Here is a 19,996-nt window from a genome sequence, read left to right as displayed (position 1 = left end):
AAATTGAGTGCCGGGTGGCGCTTGGAACAAACGGCGCCTTTCCGATGGCCTGCCCAGGTCTGCCGGAACGCTCCCTTATTCGCCTTAATGCACGTTTTTTTATAGAGATATCAATGACAAAGGACAAGTTGCTGGCCATGCCGGCGGATGACTACATGAATGCCGAGCAACATGCTTTTTTCTCCGAGCTGTTGCAGAACATGAAAGTCGAAACCCATGAGCGCATCGAACAGAACCGCATTGCCATCGAAAGCCTGGATACCCCGGCTGATCCGGCAGACGCGGCTTCGGTCGAAGAAGAGCGCACCTGGCTGGTGAACGCGATCGATCGCGACCAGCGCATGCTGCCTCAGTTGGAACAAGCCCTTGAGCGCATCAAGGAAGACAGCTTCGGCTGGTGCGACGACAGCGGCGAGGCGATTGGCCTCAAGCGCCTGCTGATCAGCCCGACCACCAAGTACTGCATCGAAGCTCAGGAACGTCACGAGCAAATCGACAAGCACCAGCGTCAGGCCTGATTCCGCGGGGCAGCCCCTTTGATCCGGGCTGCCTTGAAAAGATCGCAGCCTGCGGCAGTTCCTACGCAATTGAAGTAGGGCGCTGCCGCAGGCTGCGATCTTTGTTTTCTGCCGTCTTCGATTTCCCGGTTCTTCTATTGATCTGCTGCAACGTTCGCGACTAAAGGCTCATGGATAATGGCTTTATAGTGGCGTTTAATGCGAAGACAACAATTAGAAGCTTTCCGGGGTGACGATGATGACGAGAGACGGGTCTCTGGTTGCGGCAGTGCCCGCACCCGTGCTGTTGCCGAACAACCGCTGGCTGACGCCAACGCTGCAAAGCATCGCCCTGATGCTGTTGTTAAGTGGCATGACGCTGGGCGACGGGTCGCTCTACCTTGGCCTGCCCCTGGCCGTATTGATTATCTGGCTGCCTCGACTGCGCGCGCGCGCGACCCCGAAGGCTGCTTGCCCCGCCAACCCCGATGCCATCGGCGAGTTGACTCGCGATCTTTCCTGCACCACCAGCCATAACGCACTGTCAGCCGCCGGTGTGGCGTTTTCGGTTCGGCAATTGGCGGAAAAACTGCAATCGCAGCTCAAGGCGGCGGCACAGATCGTCAGCAATGCCGAGGTCATGATCAGCACCGAACAGGCCACCTCGACGCTCAGTCGCCAGGCGCTCAGTGCCGCCAGCGAAGCTCATCAGAGCGGAGTGGTCGGGCGTACGGAATTGATCGAGTCCATTGCGCGCATGCATCAGCTCAGCCAGCGCGCCGGCAACAGCCGTGAACTGATCGAAGCCTTGAGCCTGCGCAGCGATGATATCCAGCGGGTGACCCTGGTGATTCAGTCCATCGCCAGCCAGACCAACCTGCTGGCGTTGAACGCAGCGATAGAGGCGGCGCGGGCGGGGGAGCACGGTCGCGGGTTTGCAGTAGTGGCCGACGAGGTTCGCGGGCTCGCCGCACGCACGGCGACCGCCACGGGCGAAGTCGGCGAAATGGTGGCCGATATCCAGCAACGCACGGCGCAGGTGGTGGAGCAGATCCGCCAACTGTCCAGCGACCTTGACTCCGGCGTCGAGCAGGTAGAGCGCACGGGGCAGCACCTGGAGAACATTGCCCGTCTGGCGGCCAGTGTCGAGTCCCAGGTCGGAGAGATCGCCCAAGGGGCAGACACCAACCGCGAACAACTCGACAGCCTGTTTCACGCCATCGAACAGATGCGCAGCGATCTTGCGGTCAGCGACCAGCAGACTCAGCGTCTGGCCCATGCGGCAGTGCAAATGGAGGGGCAGGCCGAAACCATCAGCGAGCGTCTTGCCGAGGTGGGGCTGGATGACTATCACCAGCGGATCTATGACCTGGCCCGGGACGCCGCGAGCCAGATTGCAGCGCGTTTCGAAGCGGATATCGATGCCGGTCGAATCAGCCTCGACGATCTGTTCGACCGCAATTACCAGGCCATCCCCAATACCAGCCCGACCAAGTACCAGACGCGTTTCGACCGCTACACCGATCAGGTGTTGCCTACGATTCAAGAACCGTTGTTACCGCGTCACGAAGGATTGGTGTTCGCCATCGCCTGCACCCAGCAGGGTTATGTGCCGACCCATAACAAGGCGTTCAACCAGCCGCTGACGGGCGATGCGCAGGTCGATGCCTTGCAGAACCGGACCAAACGCAAGTTCGCTGACCGCACCGGGATCCGCTGCGGCAGCCATCAGAAGGCCGTGCTGCTGCAAACCTATACACGCGACACCGGCGAGTTAATGCACGATCTTTCGGTGCCGATCATGCTCAAGGGCCGGCATTGGGGCGGTTTGCGCCTGGGCTACAAGCCGGAAAAGCCACGCTAGAAACCCCGGGCTGCCGGACGATTGTTACGAATCCTGCAATGAACCTGTGCAGGGTTTTGCTGTTTCCTCGTCGTTAAACTGATTAACATACCTACTAATTAGGTTGCTAATTAATTTCGAGAGGTCAGCATGCAAGGCAAAGTTGATGTCGCGGTCATGATCGGCAGCGGTGTACCCGCCAATTTGCGATCCATGGGGCGCAGGGTCTGCTGGGTCGTGTTGCTCAATGGCGAGCGCCGGGGCACGGCGTTCTCCAGTCGCGATGAAGCGGAGGAGTGCAAGGCCGCCTGGCTGGCGCAATTGAGCGCCGAAAGTCCTGACAGCCTGCATTGAGGTGGTCAGGGCGTCTGGTGCATGCGCAGGTCAGGTCGTCGACCACCCGCGCCCAGTCAGCGTCTTCGCTCACCGCCAACCCGGCAATCAGGCTTTCAATGCACCCGCATCGACCGCGTCCTTCAGTTCCCGGGCCGATTCCTGGGCCGCAATGGCAGCGACATCCGGGGTTTTGAACCAGCGATCCTTTTCGACCTGGTGATACGTCACGGTCTTCAGCGGTGGTTTGGCCCGCATGACAATCACGGCCTGGAATTCACCCTCGACTTCTCTGGCTTCACCCCGGATAAAAAACTCGCCGATATCAAATTCCGTCACGTTGCCGACTTCCCCTGGAAATACATTGTTGTTGTCAACGCAACCCGATTTTCTGCGGGTCCGTTTTATTTGGCGGGCAGTATGGCAGTAGTTGCCCGTCGACGGCTGAGATAAGTCGGCGGGCAGACGAAACGTCGATGGAAATGAGCATGGCGGGCATGTCAACAATGCGATTCCAGAAACCGGGCGAGGGCACAGGCTTCGTTATGATCAGCTCGGAAACCTCTTACGCAGCCTGTCGAAATATCCTTGATATGAAAGAAGGCAATGCCCGCCATCACCACTTGAAATCGCGGGTGCGCCGGGACATCGGGAAGCGGTTCGTGTACGCGCAACCGTATCGGGTGCGGGATCGGCGCTGTTTCTGAGTCAGGCGCCAAGGGATAAGCAAAGTGAGTCAGCGTGCACATATGAAGTCCTTTTCATTGTTTACCGACGTATGTACGTCGTTTTGGCTAGTCTCCAAGAGCATCGCTGCTCTAGAATCACCCCCACTGGTGGGTGAATGATGTTTATCTAAAGCAATTTTTTGCGGACGATATGTAGGAAAAGATTTTTTCTTGATGAGATTTTTCCCCGGAGTTGATAGTCCATGATTTTCTGGCAGCAGGGAGGGCGTTTTCCTTCAGCCTGTGACGAACGCCAGGCAGGACGACTCGAGTGACGTTCCAGTAGTCTTCTCAAGCTTCGTGATGAATGAGTGCACTGCTCATTCAGGACTTCAATCCGGGTTCTTTGGCTACACCTTCGGCATTACCGCTTTTTTGGCTGTGCGTTTATTTTTCGCGCACGGCACCATTTTTCAGATGTGGGGATGTTTCCTTGGCAGTAAGTAATCTCGATATGCATGCTTTGTTCGTGCTGGGTGATTTGCGCGCAAAGCTGGTCAAGCAGTTTCAGTCACGTTTCGTTTACATCACTGAACAGAACGCTGAAGGCATTTACATTGCCGAAATCGACACCGAATCAGCCCTGGTGGTGGACGACAAGCCCGGACTCAAACTCAAGGTCGGCGATCATTTCAGCGCGTCCGTGCTGCCCAGTCGCGAAGGCGGCAAGCTGGACATCAAGTTCCGCGATATCAAGCTGACGGTTTACGGCATTGGCGATTACGCCTTCGTGACCACGGCCGACGGTCAGGGGATCGTGTTCAAGGAAGGTCACAGCGTGGTGATGGTGTTCGCCGCCCATCAACAGTTGCAGGAAGGCCTGACCAAGACCCTCAAGGCCGTGACAGCCAAGGCAGCCAAGTGGCGCAAGGGCGAACTGGTGACTTTCAAGGCCAGCGAGTGATGACCCTGACCCGCGCCGACTTCCACGAACAGAACCTGGCCAGCGCGCAAGACGAAGCGCGGCGGCTGTTCGGGCAGAAGACCATTCTGCAGGGAGCCTGGCTGAATTGGGTGGCGTCACAGCTTTACCAACTGCAACCGGCGGCATACGCCAGCATGGTCAGACGAGAGCTGATGCGTATGCAGGAAACCTCCGAAAACTGACCCATGCACCTCGAAAGCACGAACCTCTACTACAGTCAGTGGACTGAGTATTCAGAGGCTTCGCGGTCTACTGCCAGGCCATCCTGCTATTGCTGTGAACAGCACGAGGTGCAAAAGCATGAACGGATTTCGACGGTTGCTGGCTGCTGTCCTGGCCACCTTTGCTTTGCTGGCGACGCCCGCCCAGGTGTTTGCCGCCCAGACACCGATCCACTTCGCCGACCTGAACTGGGAAAGCGGCAGCCTGATCACCGATGTTCTGCGCATCATTGTCGAGAAGGGCTATGGGCTGCCGACCGACACCTTGCCGGGCACCACCATCACCCTGGAAACCGCGCTGGCCAACAATGACATCCAGGTCATTGGCGAAGAGTGGGCCGGTCGCAGCCCGGTGTGGGTCAAGGCGGAAGCCGAAGGCAAGGTCGTCAGCCTCGGCGACACGGTCAAGGGCGCTACCGAAGGCTGGTGGGTACCGGAGTATGTGATCAAGGGCGATCCGGCCAAGGGCATCAAGGCGCTGGCGCCGGACCTGCGCAGCGTCAGCGACCTGCCAAAATACAAAGACGTGTTCAAGGACCCGGAAGCCCCGACCAAGGGACGTTTCCTCAACAGCCCTATCGGCTGGACCTCGGAAGTGGTCAACAAGCAGAAGCTCAAGGCGTATGGGCTGGACGACAGCTACGTGAACTTCCGCAGCGGTTCGGGCGCGGCACTGGATGCAGAGATCAGTTCGTCAATTCATCGTGGCAAGCCCGTGCTGTTTTACTACTGGTCACCCACGCCGTTGCTCGGCCGCTTCAAGCTGATTCAACTCGAAGAGCCACCGTTCGACGCCGAAGCCTGGAAGACCTTGACCGACGCCGACAACCCCAATCCACAGCCAACTCGTTCTTTGGCCTCTAAGCTGTCGATCGGTGTGTCCACCCCCTTTCAGAAGCAATATCCGCAGATTGCGGAGTTCTTCGCCAAAGTCGACTTTCCGATTGACCCGCTGAACAAAGCGCTGGCCGAGATGAGCGAGAAACATACACCGCCGCGTCAGGCAGCGCAGGCGTTCATGAAGGCCCATCCGGACGTCTGGCGGGCCTGGCTGCCCAAGGACGTGGCGGATAACGTCTCTGCCGGAATGTGAGCTTGCGCCGGTATGAGTAATTGGTCTTGCACTCGGCCGCGCACTTCAGGAAAAGCCGACTAGCCTGTTCTGTTCATATCCCTTTCAAGGATCTCTGAACCATGACCTTGTTGTTGGCTCAATGGCTGGTGACGATCTTCGCAGTGATCAGTCTGGTGCATGTGTATTGGGCGTTGGGTGGTGAGTGGGCGGCGGTGGCGGCGGTCCCGCAAGTACCGCAGGAGGGCAGTGCACAACTGAGGCCAGCGTTCAAGCCACGAGGCTGGATCACGCTGGTGGTGGCCGGGGTGTTGCTGTTGATTGCCGTGCTGGTGTGCTTGCGGGTGGGGTGGTGCCTGCCACCCTTGCATCACTGGTCGTTGCAGTGGGTGATCAGCGCGATTGCGATTTTGCTGTTTGCCCGGGCCATTGGCGATTCGGAGCTGGTGGGGTTTTTCAAAGAGGTCAAAGGCTCGAAGTTTGCCCGGTTGGACACTTGGGTTTATTCGCCGTTGTGCGTGGTGCTGGGGGCGGGGTTGTTGGCGGTGGCCTGGGTCTGAGACAGACCGGTCCTGATGCATTGACAGGTCTATCGCCATCGCGGGCAAGTCGGATCGCCGCACCGCCGCTCCTACAGGAGGAACTCAATCCCTGTGGGAGCGGGCTTGGTCCGGGCGGCGATCCGACGAAGAGGCCGGTCCAGTCGATACAAATCCTTGGCCTAGCTACCGCTCTCACTCCGCCGGCTGCTCACTTCGGCCGGCACATCATCCCCGGCCATGCGCTTGCGAAACAGCGCCGCCCGGGCCAACAACAAGGTCGTCACCGGCACGGTAATCGCCAGCAGGATCGGAATCAGCCAGGCGTGCAATACCGGTGCGGACTTGAGCGCCGAAAAGTAGATGATCGAAGCCAGCGCCACGCACCAGGCCCCAAGCGTTGAGGTCAGGGCCGGTGGGTGCATGCGCTGGAAGTAATCCTTCATGCGCAGCAGGCCCGTGGCGCCGATCAATGCAAACAGGCTGCCGAGCACCAGCAGGACCGCCACCGGGATCTCCACCCACAACGACAATGGCGTATTCATTCGATCACCTCGCCACGCAGCAGGAATTTCGCCAGGGCGAACGAGCCGACGAAACCGAACAGTGCGATCAGCAGTGCCGCCTCGAAGTAGGTGTCGCTGGCATAGCGAATGCCCAGCGCCAGCATCATCAGCATCGCGACGATGTACAGGTAGTCCAGCGCCAGAACCCGGTCCTGGGCCGACGGCCCCTTGAACAGGCGAATCAGGGTCAGGATCATCGCCAGGGAAAAGAAGAACAGGCTCAGCAGGATCGCGTTCGACAGCAACGGGCTCATTCGAAGATCTCCATCAACGGACGTTCGTAGGTCGCCTTGAAGTGCTGGATGAACAGCGCCTCGTCGTCCAGGTCGAAGACGTGCAACAGCAGAATGCTGCGGTCCAGCGCCAGCTCCGACCAGACCGTACCGGGCACCACCGTGGTGATCATCGACAGCGCGGCCAGGCCGTTGGCGTCACGCAAGTCCAGCGGCACCTTGATGAATTGCGAGCGGGGCGGGCGGCGACCCGCATTGAGCACGCTCCAGGCCACGGCGAGGTTGGACACCAGCACATCGCGCCCGACCAGCAGGACCAGGCGCAGGATCACTCCAGGTCGACGAATGCGCACCGGCAGCGGACGCAGCCTGCGCATCATCAATGGCGCACAGAAACCCAGCGCAGCACCCAGCAGCAGGTTGCCGGGGCTGATCGACTGGTTCAGCAGCAACCACAGCAGCCACAAGGCCAGCGACAGCAACGGTGCCGGAAACAGGCGCTTCATGGCTGCACCTCCAGCGGGGTCGCTACGGCTGACGGGTTCGGTACAACGCGCGTGTCGAGCACCGCCATCACGTATTGCTGCGGGTTGTACAAGGCATCGGCGGCGGCCTGGGTGTAGCGCAGCAGCGGATCGGCCTTGAAGGTCAGCGCAATGCTCAAGCCCAGCAGGGCGAAGATCGGTACGCATTCGAAGCGTCGCAGCAGGGGCGATGGCCGTTCCGCTGGCGTCCAGAAGCGCTGGATGCCCAAGCGCGATAACGCGATCAGCGACGCCAGCCCAGACACAATCAACAACACCAACAGGCCCCATGCGGCGTTGGAAACCGGTGCGTCGCCGCTATTGCCCAGGCCCAATGGATTGAGCAGGGCACTGATCAGCCCGAGTTTGCCGATAAAGCCGGACAGCGGCGGCATGCCAATGATCAGCAAGGCGCAGGCGATGAAGCTCAGGCCGAGAAACGCCATGGTCCAGGGAATCACTTGGCCGACCACGGCTTTCTGGTCGTCGTCGAGGTTGGTGCCTTTGGGCGGATGCAAGGATTCCAGAGGACGGGGCAGCAGTTCGGTTTCATCTTCAAGCAGGATTTCGTTGGCCGAGCGCGAGCGCTCGATCAGTTCGGCCAACAGGAACAGCGCGCTCAACGCCAGGGTCGAGCTGAACAGATAGAACAGCGCCGCGCCGACCAGGTTCGGCTGGGCGAAACCGATGGTCGACAGCAGAATGCCCGCCGACACCAGAATGCTCAGGCTGGCCATGCGCTCCAGGCGTTGCGCAGCGAGGATCGCCATGGCAGCGCAGACGATGGTCGCCATGCCGCCGTAGATCAGCCAGTCGCCGCCAAAGAACGCCGATGCCCCGGCCTGGGCGGAGAACAGCAGTGTCCACAGGCGCAGCAAGGTGTACACGCCGACCTTGGTCATGATCGCGAACATCGCCGCCACCGGCGCGCTGGCCGAGGAGTAGGCCGGCACCAGCCAGAAGTTCAGCGGCCACATGCCGGCCTTGGCCAGGAACGCGATGGCCAGGATCCCCGCGCCGGCGTGAAGCAAGCCGCGATCAGCTTCGGACACCAGCGGGATTTTTACCGCCAGGTCGGCCATGTTCAGCGTGCCGGTGACCCCATAGATCAGCGCCGCGCCAATCAGGAACAGCGACGAGGCCAACAGGTTGATCGAGATGTAATGCAGCCCTGAAGACACCCGCGCCCGGCCCGAGCCGTGGAGCATCAACCCGTAGGACGCGGCCAGCAACACCTCGAAGAACACGAACAGGTTGAACAGGTCTGCGGTGAGGAACGCGCCGTAAAGGCCCATCAACTGGATCTGGAACAGCGCGTGAAAACTCGAACCGGCGCTGTCCCAGCGTGCCATGGCGAACAACAGGGCGCTGACGCCGATGATGCCGGTCAGCACCAGCATCAGCGCCGACAGGCGATCGACCACCAGCACCAGGCCGAACGGCACCTGCCAGTTGCCCGGCAGGTACACACCGATGGAGCCGGGCACGCCGGTGGTTTGTGTCCATTGCAACAACGCCACGGCAATGCCCAGGCCGAGCAGGCTGGAGAACAGATTGATCTTCGCCTTGAGCGGTCGGTGCTTCTCGCCGAGCATCAGCATGATCGCGGCGGTCAGCAGCGGCAGCAGAATGGGCGCGACGATCAGGTGAGTCATCGCCATCATTCCCTGGGCTCCCGGCCATCCACATGGTCGGTGCCGGTCAGGCCCCGGGAGGCCAGCAGCACCACCAGGAACAGCGCGGTCATGGCAAAGCTGATGACGATCGCCGTCAGCACCAGTGCTTGTGGCAGCGGGTCGGTGTAGTGCAACAGATCCTGTGGCACGCCGTCCTTGATGATTGGCTCCTTGCCGATGAACAGGCTGCCCATGCTGAAGATGAACAGATTGACGCCGTAGGACAGCAGGCACAGGCCCATGACCACCTGGAACGTCCGTGGGCGCAGGATCAGCCAGACGCCGGACGCGGCCAGTACGCCGATGGCGATTGCGATGACTTCTTCCATCAGACGGCTCCTTTGGCGGCAACGGATCTAGGCTGGGCGGCGGTTTTGTGGCCGCGCACCGATTGGTGGGCGAGGGCGGTGAGGATCAACAGGGTCGAGCCGACCACCACGCCGTACACGCCGATGTCGAAGAACAGCGCGCTGGCCAGGTGAATGTCACCCAGCAGCGGCAGCGAGAAATGCCAGGTGTGGGTGGTCAGGAACGGATAGCCGACGACCATCGCGCCCAGGCCCGTGGCCGTGGCAATCATCAGTCCCGTGCCCATCCAGCGCAGTGGCCGCAGGCTCATTTGCGCCTCGACCCACTGCGTGCCGGCGACCATGTATTGCAGGATGAACGCCACCGACATCACCAGCCCGGCGACAAAGCCGCCGCCCGGTTGATTGTGCCCGCGCATGAACAGGTAGAACGACACCACCAGCGCCACCGGCAACAGCAGGCGCACCAGCACCGCCGGCACCATCATGAAGCCGAGCGCGGTGTCGCTGGCGTGGCGCGGGTTGACCAGGTCAGTGACCACGTCCGGTGCGAGCAAGCGTTGCTGGGCCGGCAGCTGCAGACTTTCTTTCGGCGGGCGGAAACGACGCAGCAGGGCGAACACGGTCAGGGCCACGGCGACCAGCACGGTGATTTCACCGAGGGTGTCGAAACCACGGAAGTCCACCAGCATCACGTTGACCACGTTGCTGCCGCCGCCTTCGGGCAAGGCGCGGCTGAGGTAGAACGAGGAAATGTCGTTGGGCGTCTGGCGCGTCAGCATGGCGTAGGCCAGCAACGCCATGCCGACACCGACGGAGGTCGACAGCAGCAAGTCGCGGATACGCCGCACCCGCGCCCGACGCAGACTGCCCGGCAACGGCGAGACCTCCTCGATCCGTCGTGGCAGCCAGCGCAGGCCCAGCAGGATCAGCACCGTGGTCACCACTTCGACCGCCAGTTGGGTCAGGGCCAGGTCCGGCGCCGAAAACCAGACAAAGGTGACGCAGGTCATCAGGCCACAGACGCTGACCATGGTCAGGGCCGCGAGCCGGTGATACTTGGCCTGATAGGCCGCGCCAAGGGCACAGGCAATGGCCAGCAACCATAAGGTGACAAAGACGATCGACCCGGGGATTTTCGGCCGGTCACCCCAGTGAAGGCTGCTGTGCAACATGGGAATCAACCCCGCCAGCACGGCGGCGAGCACCACGAGGAACAACTGCATTTGCAGGCGCCGGGTGCCAATCCTGGGCTCCAGGCGACGGGCCAGACGCATGATCGCGACCAGCGCGTATTCGAACAGGTGCTTGCCGTCCAGGCGACCGACGACGGGCGGCCGATCGAAGCGCCCGCGCTTGAATTGATTGCGCAGCAGCAGATAAAGCACGGAGCCGCAGGACAATGCGATCAGGCTCATGATCATCGGCGCGTTCAGGCCGTGCCAGATGGCCAGGCTGTATTCGGGCAGCGTGCCGCCGACCACCGGTTGCGCCGCGGCAGCGAGCAGCGGGCCGACTATCTGGGCCGGGAAGATCCCCACCAGCAGGCAAGTGAACACCAGCAATTCCACCGGCGCGCGCATCCAGCGCGGTGGCTCGTGGGGTGTGTGGGGCAAGTCGGTCGCGGGCGGGCCGAAGAACACATCCACGGTGAAACGCAGGGAGTAAGCGACGCTGAAGGTACCGGCAATGGTTGCCACGATCGGCAAGCTCAGTTCGACCCAGCGCGTGGCATTGATGAATACGGTTTCGGCGAAAAACATTTCCTTGGACAGGAAACCATTGAGCAACGGCACGCCGGCCATCGAGGCGCTGGCGACCATGGCCAGGGTGGCGGTAAACGGCATCAGCTTGTACAGACCGCTGAGTTTGCGGATATCGCGGGTGCCGCTTTCGTGGTCGATGATGCCGGCGGCCATGAACAACGAGGCCTTGAACGTTGCGTGGTTGAGGATGTGGAACACTGCGGCGACGGCGGCCAGCGGGCTGTTCAAGCCAAGCAACAGGGTGATCAGGCCGAGGTGGCTGATGGTCGAATAGGCCAGCAAGCCCTTGAGGTCGTTCTGGAACATCGCGCAGTACGCCCCGAGCAACAGGGTGCAGGCACCGGCGCCGCTGACGATGTAGAACCATTCTTCACTGCCCGAAAGCGAGGGCCATAGCCGCGCGAGCAGGAAGACCCCGGCCTTGACCATGGTCGCCGAGTGCAGGTACGCCGACACGGGCGTTGGCGCGGCCATGGCATGGGGCAGCCAGAAGTGAAAGGGAAATTGCGCACTTTTGCTCAGTGCGCCGATCAGGATCAGGGGCAACAGGATCGGGTAGAGGGCATGGGCGCGAATCAGGTCGCCGGCAGCCAGGACCTTGTCCAGGTCATAGCTGCCGACCACATGGCCGAGCAGCATGACCCCCGCCAGCAGGCACAAACCGCCCGCACCGGTCACCATCAACGCCATGTAGGCGCCGCGCCGGGCATCGGCGCGATGGTGCCAGTAGCCGATCAACAGGAACGAGAAGAGGCTGGTGAGCTCCCAGAAAAACACGATCTGGATCAGGTTGCCGGAAATCACCAGGCCAAGCATGGCGCCCATGAAGGCCAGGAAAAACGCGAAGAATCGTGGCACCGGATCGTTCGGCGACATGTAGTAGCGGGCGTACAGCGAAACCAGGGTGCCGATGCCCAGCACCAGCATGGAGAACAGCCAGGCGAAACCGTCCATGCGCAGGACGAAGTTCAGGCCCAGGCTGGGCAGCCATGAAAACTCTTCGCGAATGATGCCGCCATGGGCGATCTGCGGGTACAGGAAGGCGACCTGAACGGTGCCGATCAGGGCGATCAGGCCAGCCAGCAGGGATTCGGCGTTACGTGCATTGTGCGGCAACACGGCCGCCAAACAGCTGCCTATGAAAGGCAGAAGCAGTAGAACTATCAGGGACATAGGCTTCTAATCTGCGGAAGTTTGTGAAGCATCATACGTGCCAGTTCCCGGATCACCAAACGCCAAGCTGTCGCAGAATCCTACGCGGTAGACGGAAAAGTCCTGATTCACATTGTTTCAGAGAGAGGTAGGGGAGTCAGTTCCGACGAAGGCGGCCTATCCGGCCATACAGAACCTGCGGTTTATCGCTGAGTTTCCTCTTCCAGCTCTTCCTCGGCCGCCGCAGCCTTACCCTTGGTCTTCAACTCACTGACAATCACTGCCATCACAATCAAGCCCGCGCCGACCAGGGCAATCGCCGGCAAACGTTCCCCGGCAATGCGCCCGACAATCCCGGCCCATACCGGTTCGCCGGCATAGATCAGCGTGGCGCGGGTCGGTGAAACGCTTTTCTGTGCCCAGTTCATCGCCACCTGAATCGCCGCACTCGCGGCCCCCAGGCCCAACGCGCTGCACAGCAGCAACCAGGAGAAGTCCGGAATCGCCTCGTTGGTCGGCACCACCATCAGGAACGACAGCACCGAAGTGACCGCCAGTTGCACCACTGTCACCCGGCGCACATCGACATGGCCGGCGTAGGTGCTGATCAGGATGATCTCCGCCGCAATGGCCACGGCGCTGATCAAGGTGGCGATTTCACCGGGGCTGAAGTTGAACGACGCACCGGACGGCCCGGACAACAGCATCAACCCGGTAAAGGCCAGCATGATGCCGATGCTCGGCATCAACCCCGGGCGCCGTCCCAGCACCAGCCATTGCAGCAACGGCACGAAAGGCACGTACAGCGCGGTAATGAATGCCGATTGGCTGCTGGGAATGCTCTGCAACCCGACCGTCTGCAAGCCGTAGCCGAGCATGATCGCCACGCCGATAAACGCCCCGGCCTTGAGTTCGAACAGGGTCAGGTCGCGCAGGTGGCGCCAGGAAAACAGGGCGACGATGCTCGCGGCGGCGGCAAAGCGCAGGCCGACGAAAAACATCGGGCCGCTGACGGTCATCGCATGCTGTACCAGCAGGAAGGTACCGCCCCAGACCATGGTGATCAGCACCAGCACGCATTCGGCCTTGCTGAACCTTGTAAAACGGGAGGAAGCCTTTGGGGAGTTCACCGACGTCATGACCTTGCACGCTACTGGAGGGGGACGCACAATGCGCCGAATGTTGCGCAGTATACTGCCCAACCCCACTCAGTGAGCAATATAGTGCACAAAGATTCTACCCAACGGGCTTCGGTCCTCCAGCACGTCAGTCAAAACGTCCGTCGTTTGCGTCATGCCGCCGACCTGAGCCAGACCGCGCTGGCGGAAAAGTCCGGTGTCAGCCGTCGAATGCTGGTGGCAATCGAGGCGGGGGAAAAGAACGTCAGCCTGACCACCCTCGACCGGGTGGCCGAAGCCCTCGACGTTGCCTTCAGTGATTTGATCCAGGCCCCCGACGCTCGCGATCCCAGCCGTATCAACGAGCTGGCCTGGACCGGCACGATCCCCGGCAGTAAAGCGGTGTTGCTCTCCAAAGCCCAGGCCAGCCGCGAAGTCGAGCAGTGGGAATGGTGCCTGCAACCGGGCGAGGTGTATCCGTCAGAGCCGGACGCCGATGGCTGGAGCGAGCAGATTTATGTCTTCGAAGGTTGCCTGACCGTTATGCTCGGCGACCAGGCGCAAAATATCGCTGCGGGTGAATTCTTCATGTTCGCCAGCAACCAGCCGCACTGTTATCGCAACGACGGGGCGGTGGCGGCGAAGTTTGTGCGTAATGTGGTGATCTGAACAGGGAGTGCACGATGGGCCAGACCTTGACCAATGACGCCGACATCCTGATTGTCGGTGGCGGCCTCAGTGGCGCGATGCTGGCGGCGCAGTTGATGCGTTTGCCGGGCCGGCGCCGGGTGCTGGTGATCGAGCCCCGGGCCGAGTTGGGGCGGGGCGAAGCCTACAGTGCGGTGGAACTGGGCCATACGCTCAACGGCAATGCGGCGCGGATGAGTGTCGACCCGGACAACGCCGACGACCTGACCCAATGGTTGACCGGGTACATCGAGGCTGGCGGCTGGCCGGAATCGGATCAGCAGCACGTGCCGATCAGCGAACTGTTTCCGCCACGGGGGATTTTCGGCCTGTACGCCCGGCAGCGCCTGGCCGAAGCGCAGGCGGTGGGCGCCTTGAACGGTTCGACGGTCGAGCATGTGCAGGCCGAAGTGGTCGATTTGCAAACCGATGCCGACGCCGTACGGTTGACCTTGAGCGATGGCCGATGCTTGCAGGGCGCTTTTGCGGTACTGGCCACCGGGATGTTTTCCGCCGCGCGCACGCCACAAACCCGGTCCAGCGGCTTGAATGCGGCCGCCCTCGATCCGTGGGACGTGGCGGCCATGCAGCGGCTCGATCCGCAATCGACGGTCATGATCATCGGCTCGGGCCTGACCATGGTCGACGCCGTGGTGTCCCTGGAACAGGCCGGGCATCGCGGCCCGATCGAAGTGTTTTCCCGCCATGGCCTGCTGCCCCATGTGCGGCGCCAGCCTCCGGCCTGGGTGGATTTTCTCGCTGAGGATCAGAGCATCCGCACACCCCGCCAGTTGATGCGCGAACTGCGTCGGCACTGCCGGGACGCCATCGCCCAGGGCATCGACTGGCAGGCGCCGCTGGACACGGTGCGGGCACACATCGGCCGCTTGTGGCATCAGGCGACGGACGTGCAACGTCGGCAGTTCGTGCGGCATGTGCGGCCGTGGTGGGAAAGCCATCACCACCGCTCGCCGCCCTTGAGTGCCGAACTGGTGGCGCGCTTATATAAAGAAGGGCGGTTGCGTATTCATGCGGCCTCGTTCAAGGGGCTTGAGCCTTCGCTGAATGGCGAGGTGAGTATTCGCCTTCGACGGCGCGGCGAGGCGCACACCTGTGTGGTCAGCGGTGCCGGCCTGATCAACTCAAGCGGTATCGAGTACGACTGGCGCCGGGTTGCGCGGCCGCTTCCCCGGCAACTGCTCGCCCGTGGCCTGGTCCGGCCGGGGCCGTTGGCCTTGGGCATCGCGGCAGCGGTCGATGGCGCGGTCCTGAATGCCGAGGGGCTGCCCGCCAGCCGTTTGTTTGCCATGGGGCCGCCTTTGCGCGGCATGTGGTGGGAAAGTACCGCCGTCACCGACGTGGCTAGCCAGGCCAAGGCGTTGGCCGGGCGGCTGACGGGACTCGTCGATCAGGTTGTGGGTATGAGTACATATCCGTTGTTGCGGTAACGGCGGCTGGCGGTTTCGCCCTGACGGCGACTCACTTTTTTTACAAGCGCCTAAAAAAAGTAAGCAAAAAAACGCTCGCCCCGAACGTCCGGCCCCTCGCCAAGGCTCGGGGTTCCTTCGCTCTGGCATTCATCCGGGGGCATTGCCCTCCGGTCGGCTTCGCGCGACCTACATGCAATGAGTTCGACTGCGTCGAACGGCGCTGCGCGCCCATCCCCGGATGAACACCTCCGCTCAGCCTGCCGAGGGGGCGGGTGGATCAAGATCAAGAGCTGCAGGCGAGCTAACGCTCGGCCCTGTAGGAGCGAGCTTGCTCGCGAGGCGGCCTGACAGCCGACCATTTTCTTTCAGATGCCACCCAGTCCAACTGCAGGATTGAGCTTGGTCGGGCACCGGTCCAGGTCTGGTAGCTAGACCACCGCTGGATTGCTTCCATCAATGCACCCGGCAAAAAAACCGCGGCCCCCCACCCGAGGCCGCGGTTTTCCATAGGGTTCAAGCCTGCCCCATCAACCAACGTGGCTAATGGGGCGCGGGCTCAGTTGGCGATCACCGGCACTGTCCGCACGGAGCCTTGGGACGAGGTGATCGTGGCGGTCGGGTTCGCCGACGGAACGACCGTGGTGGTGTTGTTCACCGTCAACCGCCAGCGACCGTTCACCGGTACGGTGGAGGTGCCCAGGGTGACCAGCCCGGTCGGCGTGGTGACCTTGATGGTGATGGTGTTGCCGGTGGTCACCGATGAGGTGCCGGCAAAGTTCCAGGTGAAGCGGTTATTGGAACGGGCACTCACCGTTGCGGTGGTCACTGCGAAGGTTTCCGCAGCAGGCCGTGGCGAGACCTGCACCGTGACCGTGGCCGGCGACGTCGACTGGGCGCCGAAGCTGTCCCGGGCGATGTAGGTGAAGGTCGTGGTGAAGGCCGTGGTGACGGTGGCCGGTGGGGTATAGGTGAGCACCGTACCGTTACTGCTGACGATGCCGCGACCTGTCGGTGGTTGAGTGAAGCTGGCGACCGCTAGCGGCACATTGCCTTCCGGGTCGCTGTCGTTGGCCAGCACGTTGATTGGAATCGCCACACCCAGTGTCGTGACGGCATCGGCGACTGCCACCGGAGGCCGGTTAGGCGCCACGGTAATGGTCACGGTTGCCGCTGTCGTCGAGGCCAGGCCTTTGACGTCCTGGGCCTTGTAGGTGAAGGTCGTGGTCAGCGGCGCGTTGACGACAGCGGGAGGGGTGTAGACCACCGCCGTCGTGCCGCTCAATGCCACGCTGCCCTGGCCGGCGGCCGGTTGAGTCAGCGCGGTAATGCTCAGCGGCGTATTGCCGTCCGGGTCCCTGTCGTTGGCCAGCAGGTTGAGGGTGATCGGCACGCCGAAGCTGGTGCTGCCGGTATCGGCGACGGAGATCGGTGCCTGGTTCGCGCCGGTGTCCGGTGCAGTGCCGACGACTACGACCGGCTCGGTGTCATTGCCGCCGGCGGCGGATTTGACCGTAACGGTTGCAGGGGGTTGGGTCAGGTCAGCCACCGTAAGGTGTTGCAGGGTGCCGGTTTTTGACAGCCGGCCGTAACCCTGGGCGACCATGTCCGGAACCACCACTTCGTCTGTGGAGGTGGCCTCGATCAGCAGGCTGTGGTTGCTCCAGCTATAACGAGCGGTCTGGATTTTCACCACATCCGAGAGCTTGCTCGATACCGAGGTCGGGCGGGTGGTCCCGGCCGGGTTGGTGGCGGTGACCACCACGACCGGCGGCACCGTTGCATTGGCCAGCAGATGCTGGGCGAAGAACACGCCGTTGTTATCGCTCACCATGGTGGTCTGGCAAGGCGACACAGGCGGGCCGGGGACGAGGGCGATGCTTTCGCGAAAGCACAGGGTCGAACCGTTGGCGGCTTTGGCAAACACTTCGACCCGGGTGTTGTTGCCGCCCGTGCCGGCTATGCGGCGGTAGGTGGCACGGGTCATGTCCACCGCGGTTTGCGCGCGGTTGTCGAGCACCTTGCCGGACAGGGTGAAGAGGTTGGTCTGGAGGGTCCCGGCCGGGCCTTGGATGCGCACGAAGTTGGTGTTGTTGGGGCTACCGGTCACGGCTTCGGTGAGGTTCGGGTCGCCGACGAAGGTTTCGACGGTGCCGGTGTCCGGGTTCACTTCGGTGTAGGGGCCGTTGACGCTGCGCAGGAACGGCCCGATCGCCCCGTTGACCGCACCGCTGAAAACCCCCGGTGCACCGACGCCGACATCCTTGGTGATGTTGATCGCACGACGCCCGGGGGTGGTGACGTTGACCGTTTCCACGCCATAGGGGTGGGTAATGGTGTAGGTCCCGGCAGTGGGAATGTTCACCCGCATACGAATCCGCGCGAAGCTGATCTGGTCGCCGTCGAGCGGGTTGCCGCCAGCAAATGCAGCCTCGATCCCGGCGACATAAGCGTCCATGCCATAGCCGGCGGTGTTGTTGGGGATGCTGGTCTCGGCAAGGAACCAGAAGGCTTCGTCTGGCCAGTTATCCGGGAACACCATCGGCAGGGTGTCGTCGAAAATGCCTGGTGTCGGCAGCAGGGTGCACATGTAGGCCGGTGGCACACTGGCTGCCACCCGTGAGCTGGCGGCGCGTGACTGGCACAGCTCCATCGACAACAGATTGTTGTCCTGATACCAGATCGGGAATTTCCCGGTGGCAAAGGTGTAGGGGCCGGGATCGACGGCGGCGAGTTGCGCGAAGGCACTGCCGGACAGCGATAGAGTCAGTCCCAGGGCGTTGAGCGCCAGGCGTGGCCATTTGTTCATGATGCCTCCTGATGAGGATCCGGGCATGTGGGCGTTCATTGCACGATGACCACTTCTTCGGTATCGCTGCCGCCATTGGACGACGACACGCGAACCTGGGCTGGTGGAGTCGGCGAGATGCCGGTGGCCAGGCTTTTCACCGCGCCGTCACCACTCAGGGCGCCGATGGCGATACCGGTGCCGGAGGTGGCAGTGAGCACCGGTGGCGACGTTTCATCGCTGGTCGAGGCCATGATGGTGATTTGCCCGGTGCTCAGGCTGTACTCGGCGCGTGAGATCGTCACCAGGTCGGTCAGCGGCATGGGCAAGGTGGTCGGCGTGCTGCTGGCGATGGCCAGGTGGTTGTCGGCGGTCACCTGCAAGGTGCTCGGCAGCGTCGGATTGTTCGGCGACTGCGCATACCAGTGGCCGGTGGTGTTCGCTTCGGTGAAGTTCAGCACCGGGTTGTTGCTGTCCAGGGTCACGCTGGCCGGTGGTGGCGGGGCCAGCACGAACACGTCCTGCTGGGCCACCGGGGCGCTGGTGCCGGCCTGTCGCGAATAGGTGCTGCGCTCGGCGATCACCGGGGTCGGCCGGACCACCGTCGACAACTTGCCGGATACGGCGAAGAGGTTGGTGCGCAAGTCCAGGCCATTGGGGCCTTCGATGCGCACATAGTTGGTGTTGAACGGGCTGCCAGTGACGGCTTCGGTGAGGTTCGGATCGCCGACGAATTGTTCGGCCTGACCCGTGGTCGGGTTGGTCTCGGTGTAGGGACCATTGACGCTGCGCAGGAACGGTCCGACGTCGCCCTTGAGCGCGCCGCCGTAGGTTTTTGGCGCACCGATGCCGATGTCCCGGGTCATGTTGATCGCCCGCCGGCCGGGAGTGTCGATGTTGAACACTTCGACGCCGTAGGGGTGGGTGATGACATAAGTGCCGGCGGTGGGCACGTCGATGCGAATACGGATACGGGCGAAGCTGATCTGGTCGCCCTCCAGTGGATCGCCGCCACTGAAGGCTGCCTCAACCGCCGAGACATAGGTCAGGTCGATGCCTCGGGCGGCATCGACGATGGTGGTTTCGCCTGTGGCCCAGAACGCTTCGTCGGGGAAATTGGTCGGGAAGACCAACGGTTGAGTGTCGTCGAAAATACCGGGGTTCGGGATCAACGAGCACATGTAAGTCGGGGCGCCCGGCGCGCTGGCAACCCTGGAACTGACAGCCTTGGATAAACACAGGTCAAGGGTTCGGCCATGGCTGTCTTGATACCAGGCGGCGAAATTGCCATTGGTTGGCAGGTAGGGTCCGGGGTCTACGGCAAACAGCGCTGCCTGGGCAATGCCTTGGGCTAGAGCGGTCAGGGCCAGGGCGGTCGCGGTTTTGCGCAGTAAAGGGTGCATGAGTATTCCCTCTATCGAAGTACCTGCCCCTTGGGGATGGGTCAGTTGGCAGGGTGTTCGGCAACTTCCATACCAATCAGCGAAAACGCCCGTGGGAAGCCCGGAGTAAAGGCATTGGCGCAGTCGCGGGTGACAGACCGGGAGGCTGGGGCGCGGGCGGCTTTCCCCAGTTTTGGGGGTGGATAGGGCG

At 62.1% G+C, this 19,996-nt stretch carries 20 protein-coding genes; 9 read left to right on the top strand and 11 right to left on the bottom strand.

Annotated elements, in window-relative coordinates; translation table 11 throughout:
* Positions 1–113 precede the first annotated feature (113 nt).
* From KGA85_RS25035 to KGA85_RS25025, 3 genes are all read left to right on the top strand, one after another.
* Entirely contained in the window at positions 114–518 is a 405-nt protein-coding gene (locus tag KGA85_RS25035) for a TraR/DksA family transcriptional regulator (RefSeq protein WP_007907888.1), read from the top strand.
* A gap of 235 nt (positions 519–753) precedes the next feature.
* On the top strand, positions 754–2,361 hold the full coding sequence (locus KGA85_RS25030) for a methyl-accepting chemotaxis protein (protein WP_411741688.1): 1,608 nt from the start codon (positions 754–756) through the stop codon (positions 2,359–2,361).
* A gap of 129 nt (positions 2,362–2,490) precedes the next feature.
* Positions 2,491–2,694 carry a hypothetical protein gene (locus tag KGA85_RS25025; RefSeq protein WP_223460199.1) on the top strand — a complete coding sequence of 68 codons (204 nt, stop codon included), beginning with the start codon at positions 2,491–2,493 and terminating at the stop codon, positions 2,692–2,694.
* Positions 2,695–2,781: 87 nt separating this feature from the next.
* Here the strand turns inward: KGA85_RS25025 and KGA85_RS25020 are convergent, their stop codons facing one another.
* Together KGA85_RS25020 and KGA85_RS25015 are read right to left on the bottom strand one after the other, a co-directional pair.
* A complete protein-coding gene (locus tag KGA85_RS25020) occupies positions 2,782–3,012 on the bottom strand; it encodes a hypothetical protein (protein ID WP_223460201.1) in 231 nt (76 codons plus the stop codon).
* A gap of 161 nt (positions 3,013–3,173) precedes the next feature.
* Positions 3,174–3,422, bottom strand: a complete 249-nt coding sequence (locus KGA85_RS25015; RefSeq protein WP_223460203.1) for a hypothetical protein — start codon at positions 3,420–3,422, stop codon at positions 3,174–3,176.
* A gap of 412 nt (positions 3,423–3,834) precedes the next feature.
* Here KGA85_RS25015 and KGA85_RS25010 point away from each other — a divergent pair, with 412 nt between their 5' ends.
* The 4 genes from KGA85_RS25010 to KGA85_RS24995 all read left to right on the top strand — a co-directional run bounded on the left by KGA85_RS25010 (position 3,835) and on the right by KGA85_RS24995 (position 6,179).
* On the top strand, positions 3,835–4,305 hold the full coding sequence (locus KGA85_RS25010) for a hypothetical protein (RefSeq protein ID WP_007986246.1): 471 nt from the start codon (positions 3,835–3,837) through the stop codon (positions 4,303–4,305).
* The gene (locus KGA85_RS25005; RefSeq protein ID WP_223460205.1) at positions 4,305–4,508 is read left to right on the top strand and encodes a hypothetical protein; all 204 of its coding nucleotides are present in this window, start codon (positions 4,305–4,307) and stop codon (positions 4,506–4,508) included. The genes KGA85_RS25010 and KGA85_RS25005 overlap by 1 nt, the downstream gene beginning before the upstream one ends.
* Before the next feature lie 118 nt (positions 4,509–4,626).
* Complete coding sequence (locus KGA85_RS25000) at positions 4,627–5,640, top strand: ABC transporter substrate-binding protein (protein WP_223460207.1); 1,014 nt, start codon at positions 4,627–4,629, stop codon at positions 5,638–5,640.
* 101 nt (positions 5,641–5,741) lie between these two features.
* A complete protein-coding gene (locus KGA85_RS24995) occupies positions 5,742–6,179 on the top strand; it encodes a DUF3995 domain-containing protein (protein ID WP_150756605.1) in 438 nt (145 codons plus the stop codon).
* Between the two features lie 161 nt (positions 6,180–6,340).
* Here the strand turns inward: KGA85_RS24995 and KGA85_RS24990 are convergent, their stop codons facing one another.
* The 7 genes from KGA85_RS24990 to KGA85_RS24960 all read right to left on the bottom strand — a co-directional run bounded on the left by KGA85_RS24990 (position 6,341) and on the right by KGA85_RS24960 (position 13,522).
* A complete protein-coding gene (locus tag KGA85_RS24990; RefSeq protein WP_223460209.1) occupies positions 6,341–6,703 on the bottom strand; it encodes a Na+/H+ antiporter subunit G in 363 nt (120 codons plus the stop codon).
* The gene (locus tag KGA85_RS24985; RefSeq protein ID WP_007986253.1) at positions 6,700–6,978 is read right to left on the bottom strand and encodes a K+/H+ antiporter subunit F; all 279 of its coding nucleotides are present in this window, start codon (positions 6,976–6,978) and stop codon (positions 6,700–6,702) included. The genes KGA85_RS24990 and KGA85_RS24985 overlap by 4 nt, the downstream gene beginning before the upstream one ends.
* Entirely contained in the window at positions 6,975–7,463 is a 489-nt protein-coding gene (locus KGA85_RS24980) for a Na+/H+ antiporter subunit E (RefSeq protein ID WP_223460211.1), read from the bottom strand. The genes KGA85_RS24985 and KGA85_RS24980 overlap by 4 nt, the downstream gene beginning before the upstream one ends.
* On the bottom strand, positions 7,460–9,145 hold the full coding sequence (locus KGA85_RS24975; protein ID WP_223460213.1) for a monovalent cation/H+ antiporter subunit D: 1,686 nt from the start codon (positions 9,143–9,145) through the stop codon (positions 7,460–7,462). Before KGA85_RS24975 ends, KGA85_RS24980 begins: the two co-directional genes overlap by 4 nt.
* Complete coding sequence (locus KGA85_RS24970) at positions 9,142–9,486, bottom strand: Na+/H+ antiporter subunit C (RefSeq protein ID WP_007973781.1); 345 nt, start codon at positions 9,484–9,486, stop codon at positions 9,142–9,144. The genes KGA85_RS24975 and KGA85_RS24970 overlap by 4 nt, the downstream gene beginning before the upstream one ends.
* Positions 9,486–12,404, bottom strand: a complete 2,919-nt coding sequence (locus tag KGA85_RS24965; protein WP_223543460.1) for a monovalent cation/H+ antiporter subunit A — start codon at positions 12,402–12,404, stop codon at positions 9,486–9,488. The genes KGA85_RS24970 and KGA85_RS24965 overlap by 1 nt, the downstream gene beginning before the upstream one ends.
* 182 nt (positions 12,405–12,586) lie before the next feature.
* Positions 12,587–13,522 (bottom strand): DMT family transporter, encoded by a 936-nt coding sequence (locus KGA85_RS24960; RefSeq protein ID WP_223543459.1) that lies wholly within the window; start codon positions 13,520–13,522, stop codon positions 12,587–12,589.
* A gap of 84 nt (positions 13,523–13,606) precedes the next feature.
* Between KGA85_RS24960 and KGA85_RS24955 the strand changes: the two genes are divergently transcribed.
* Together KGA85_RS24955 and KGA85_RS24950 are read left to right on the top strand one after the other, a co-directional pair.
* A complete protein-coding gene (locus KGA85_RS24955; protein WP_150726054.1) occupies positions 13,607–14,170 on the top strand; it encodes a helix-turn-helix domain-containing protein in 564 nt (187 codons plus the stop codon).
* 14 nt (positions 14,171–14,184) lie between these two features.
* Positions 14,185–15,636, top strand: a complete 1,452-nt coding sequence (locus tag KGA85_RS24950; protein ID WP_223460218.1) for an FAD/NAD(P)-binding protein — start codon at positions 14,185–14,187, stop codon at positions 15,634–15,636.
* Between the two features lie 538 nt (positions 15,637–16,174).
* On the opposite strand, the gene KGA85_RS24945 is transcribed toward KGA85_RS24950, so the two are convergent.
* Positions 16,175–18,424 (bottom strand): Ig-like domain-containing protein, encoded by a 2,250-nt coding sequence (locus KGA85_RS24945; protein ID WP_223533512.1) that lies wholly within the window; start codon positions 18,422–18,424, stop codon positions 16,175–16,177.
* A gap of 35 nt (positions 18,425–18,459) precedes the next feature.
* Positions 18,460–19,806 carry a hypothetical protein gene (locus tag KGA85_RS24940; protein WP_223543458.1) on the bottom strand — a complete coding sequence of 449 codons (1,347 nt, stop codon included), beginning with the start codon at positions 19,804–19,806 and terminating at the stop codon, positions 18,460–18,462.
* Positions 19,807–19,996 lie beyond the last annotated feature (190 nt).

It is taken from the genome of Pseudomonas sp. GL-B-12, assembly GCF_019955895.1.
Taxonomy (GTDB): Bacteria; Pseudomonadota; Gammaproteobacteria; order Pseudomonadales; family Pseudomonadaceae; genus Aquipseudomonas.
This window is presented reverse-complemented; position numbering and strand designations above follow the sequence as displayed.

Coding starts and splice junctions, on each gene's coding strand:
- KGA85_RS24940 (WP_223543458.1), bottom strand. CDS start 19,806: ATGCACCCTTTACTGCGCAAAACCGCGACCGCCCTGGCCCTGACCGCT.
- KGA85_RS24960 (WP_223543459.1), bottom strand. CDS start 13,522: ATGACGTCGGTGAACTCCCCAAAGGCTTCCTCCCGTTTTACAAGGTTC.
- KGA85_RS25025 (WP_223460199.1), top strand. CDS start 2,491: ATGCAAGGCAAAGTTGATGTCGCGGTCATGATCGGCAGCGGTGTACCC.
- KGA85_RS24990 (WP_223460209.1), bottom strand. CDS start 6,703: ATGAATACGCCATTGTCGTTGTGGGTGGAGATCCCGGTGGCGGTCCTG.
- KGA85_RS25035 (WP_007907888.1), top strand. CDS start 114: ATGACAAAGGACAAGTTGCTGGCCATGCCGGCGGATGACTACATGAAT.
- KGA85_RS24985 (WP_007986253.1), bottom strand. CDS start 6,978: ATGAGCCCGTTGCTGTCGAACGCGATCCTGCTGAGCCTGTTCTTCTTT.
- KGA85_RS24950 (WP_223460218.1), top strand. CDS start 14,185: ATGGGCCAGACCTTGACCAATGACGCCGACATCCTGATTGTCGGTGGC.
- KGA85_RS24945 (WP_223533512.1), bottom strand. CDS start 18,424: ATGAACAAATGGCCACGCCTGGCGCTCAACGCCCTGGGACTGACTCTA.
- KGA85_RS25015 (WP_223460203.1), bottom strand. CDS start 3,422: ATGTGCACGCTGACTCACTTTGCTTATCCCTTGGCGCCTGACTCAGAA.
- KGA85_RS24965 (WP_223543460.1), bottom strand. CDS start 12,404: ATGTCCCTGATAGTTCTACTGCTTCTGCCTTTCATAGGCAGCTGTTTG.
- KGA85_RS25000 (WP_223460207.1), top strand. CDS start 4,627: ATGAACGGATTTCGACGGTTGCTGGCTGCTGTCCTGGCCACCTTTGCT.
- KGA85_RS25030 (WP_411741688.1), top strand. CDS start 754: ATGATGACGAGAGACGGGTCTCTGGTTGCGGCAGTGCCCGCACCCGTG.
- KGA85_RS25005 (WP_223460205.1), top strand. CDS start 4,305: ATGACCCTGACCCGCGCCGACTTCCACGAACAGAACCTGGCCAGCGCG.
- KGA85_RS24980 (WP_223460211.1), bottom strand. CDS start 7,463: ATGAAGCGCCTGTTTCCGGCACCGTTGCTGTCGCTGGCCTTGTGGCTG.
- KGA85_RS24970 (WP_007973781.1), bottom strand. CDS start 9,486: ATGGAAGAAGTCATCGCAATCGCCATCGGCGTACTGGCCGCGTCCGGC.
- KGA85_RS24975 (WP_223460213.1), bottom strand. CDS start 9,145: ATGATGGCGATGACTCACCTGATCGTCGCGCCCATTCTGCTGCCGCTG.
- KGA85_RS24995 (WP_150756605.1), top strand. CDS start 5,742: ATGACCTTGTTGTTGGCTCAATGGCTGGTGACGATCTTCGCAGTGATC.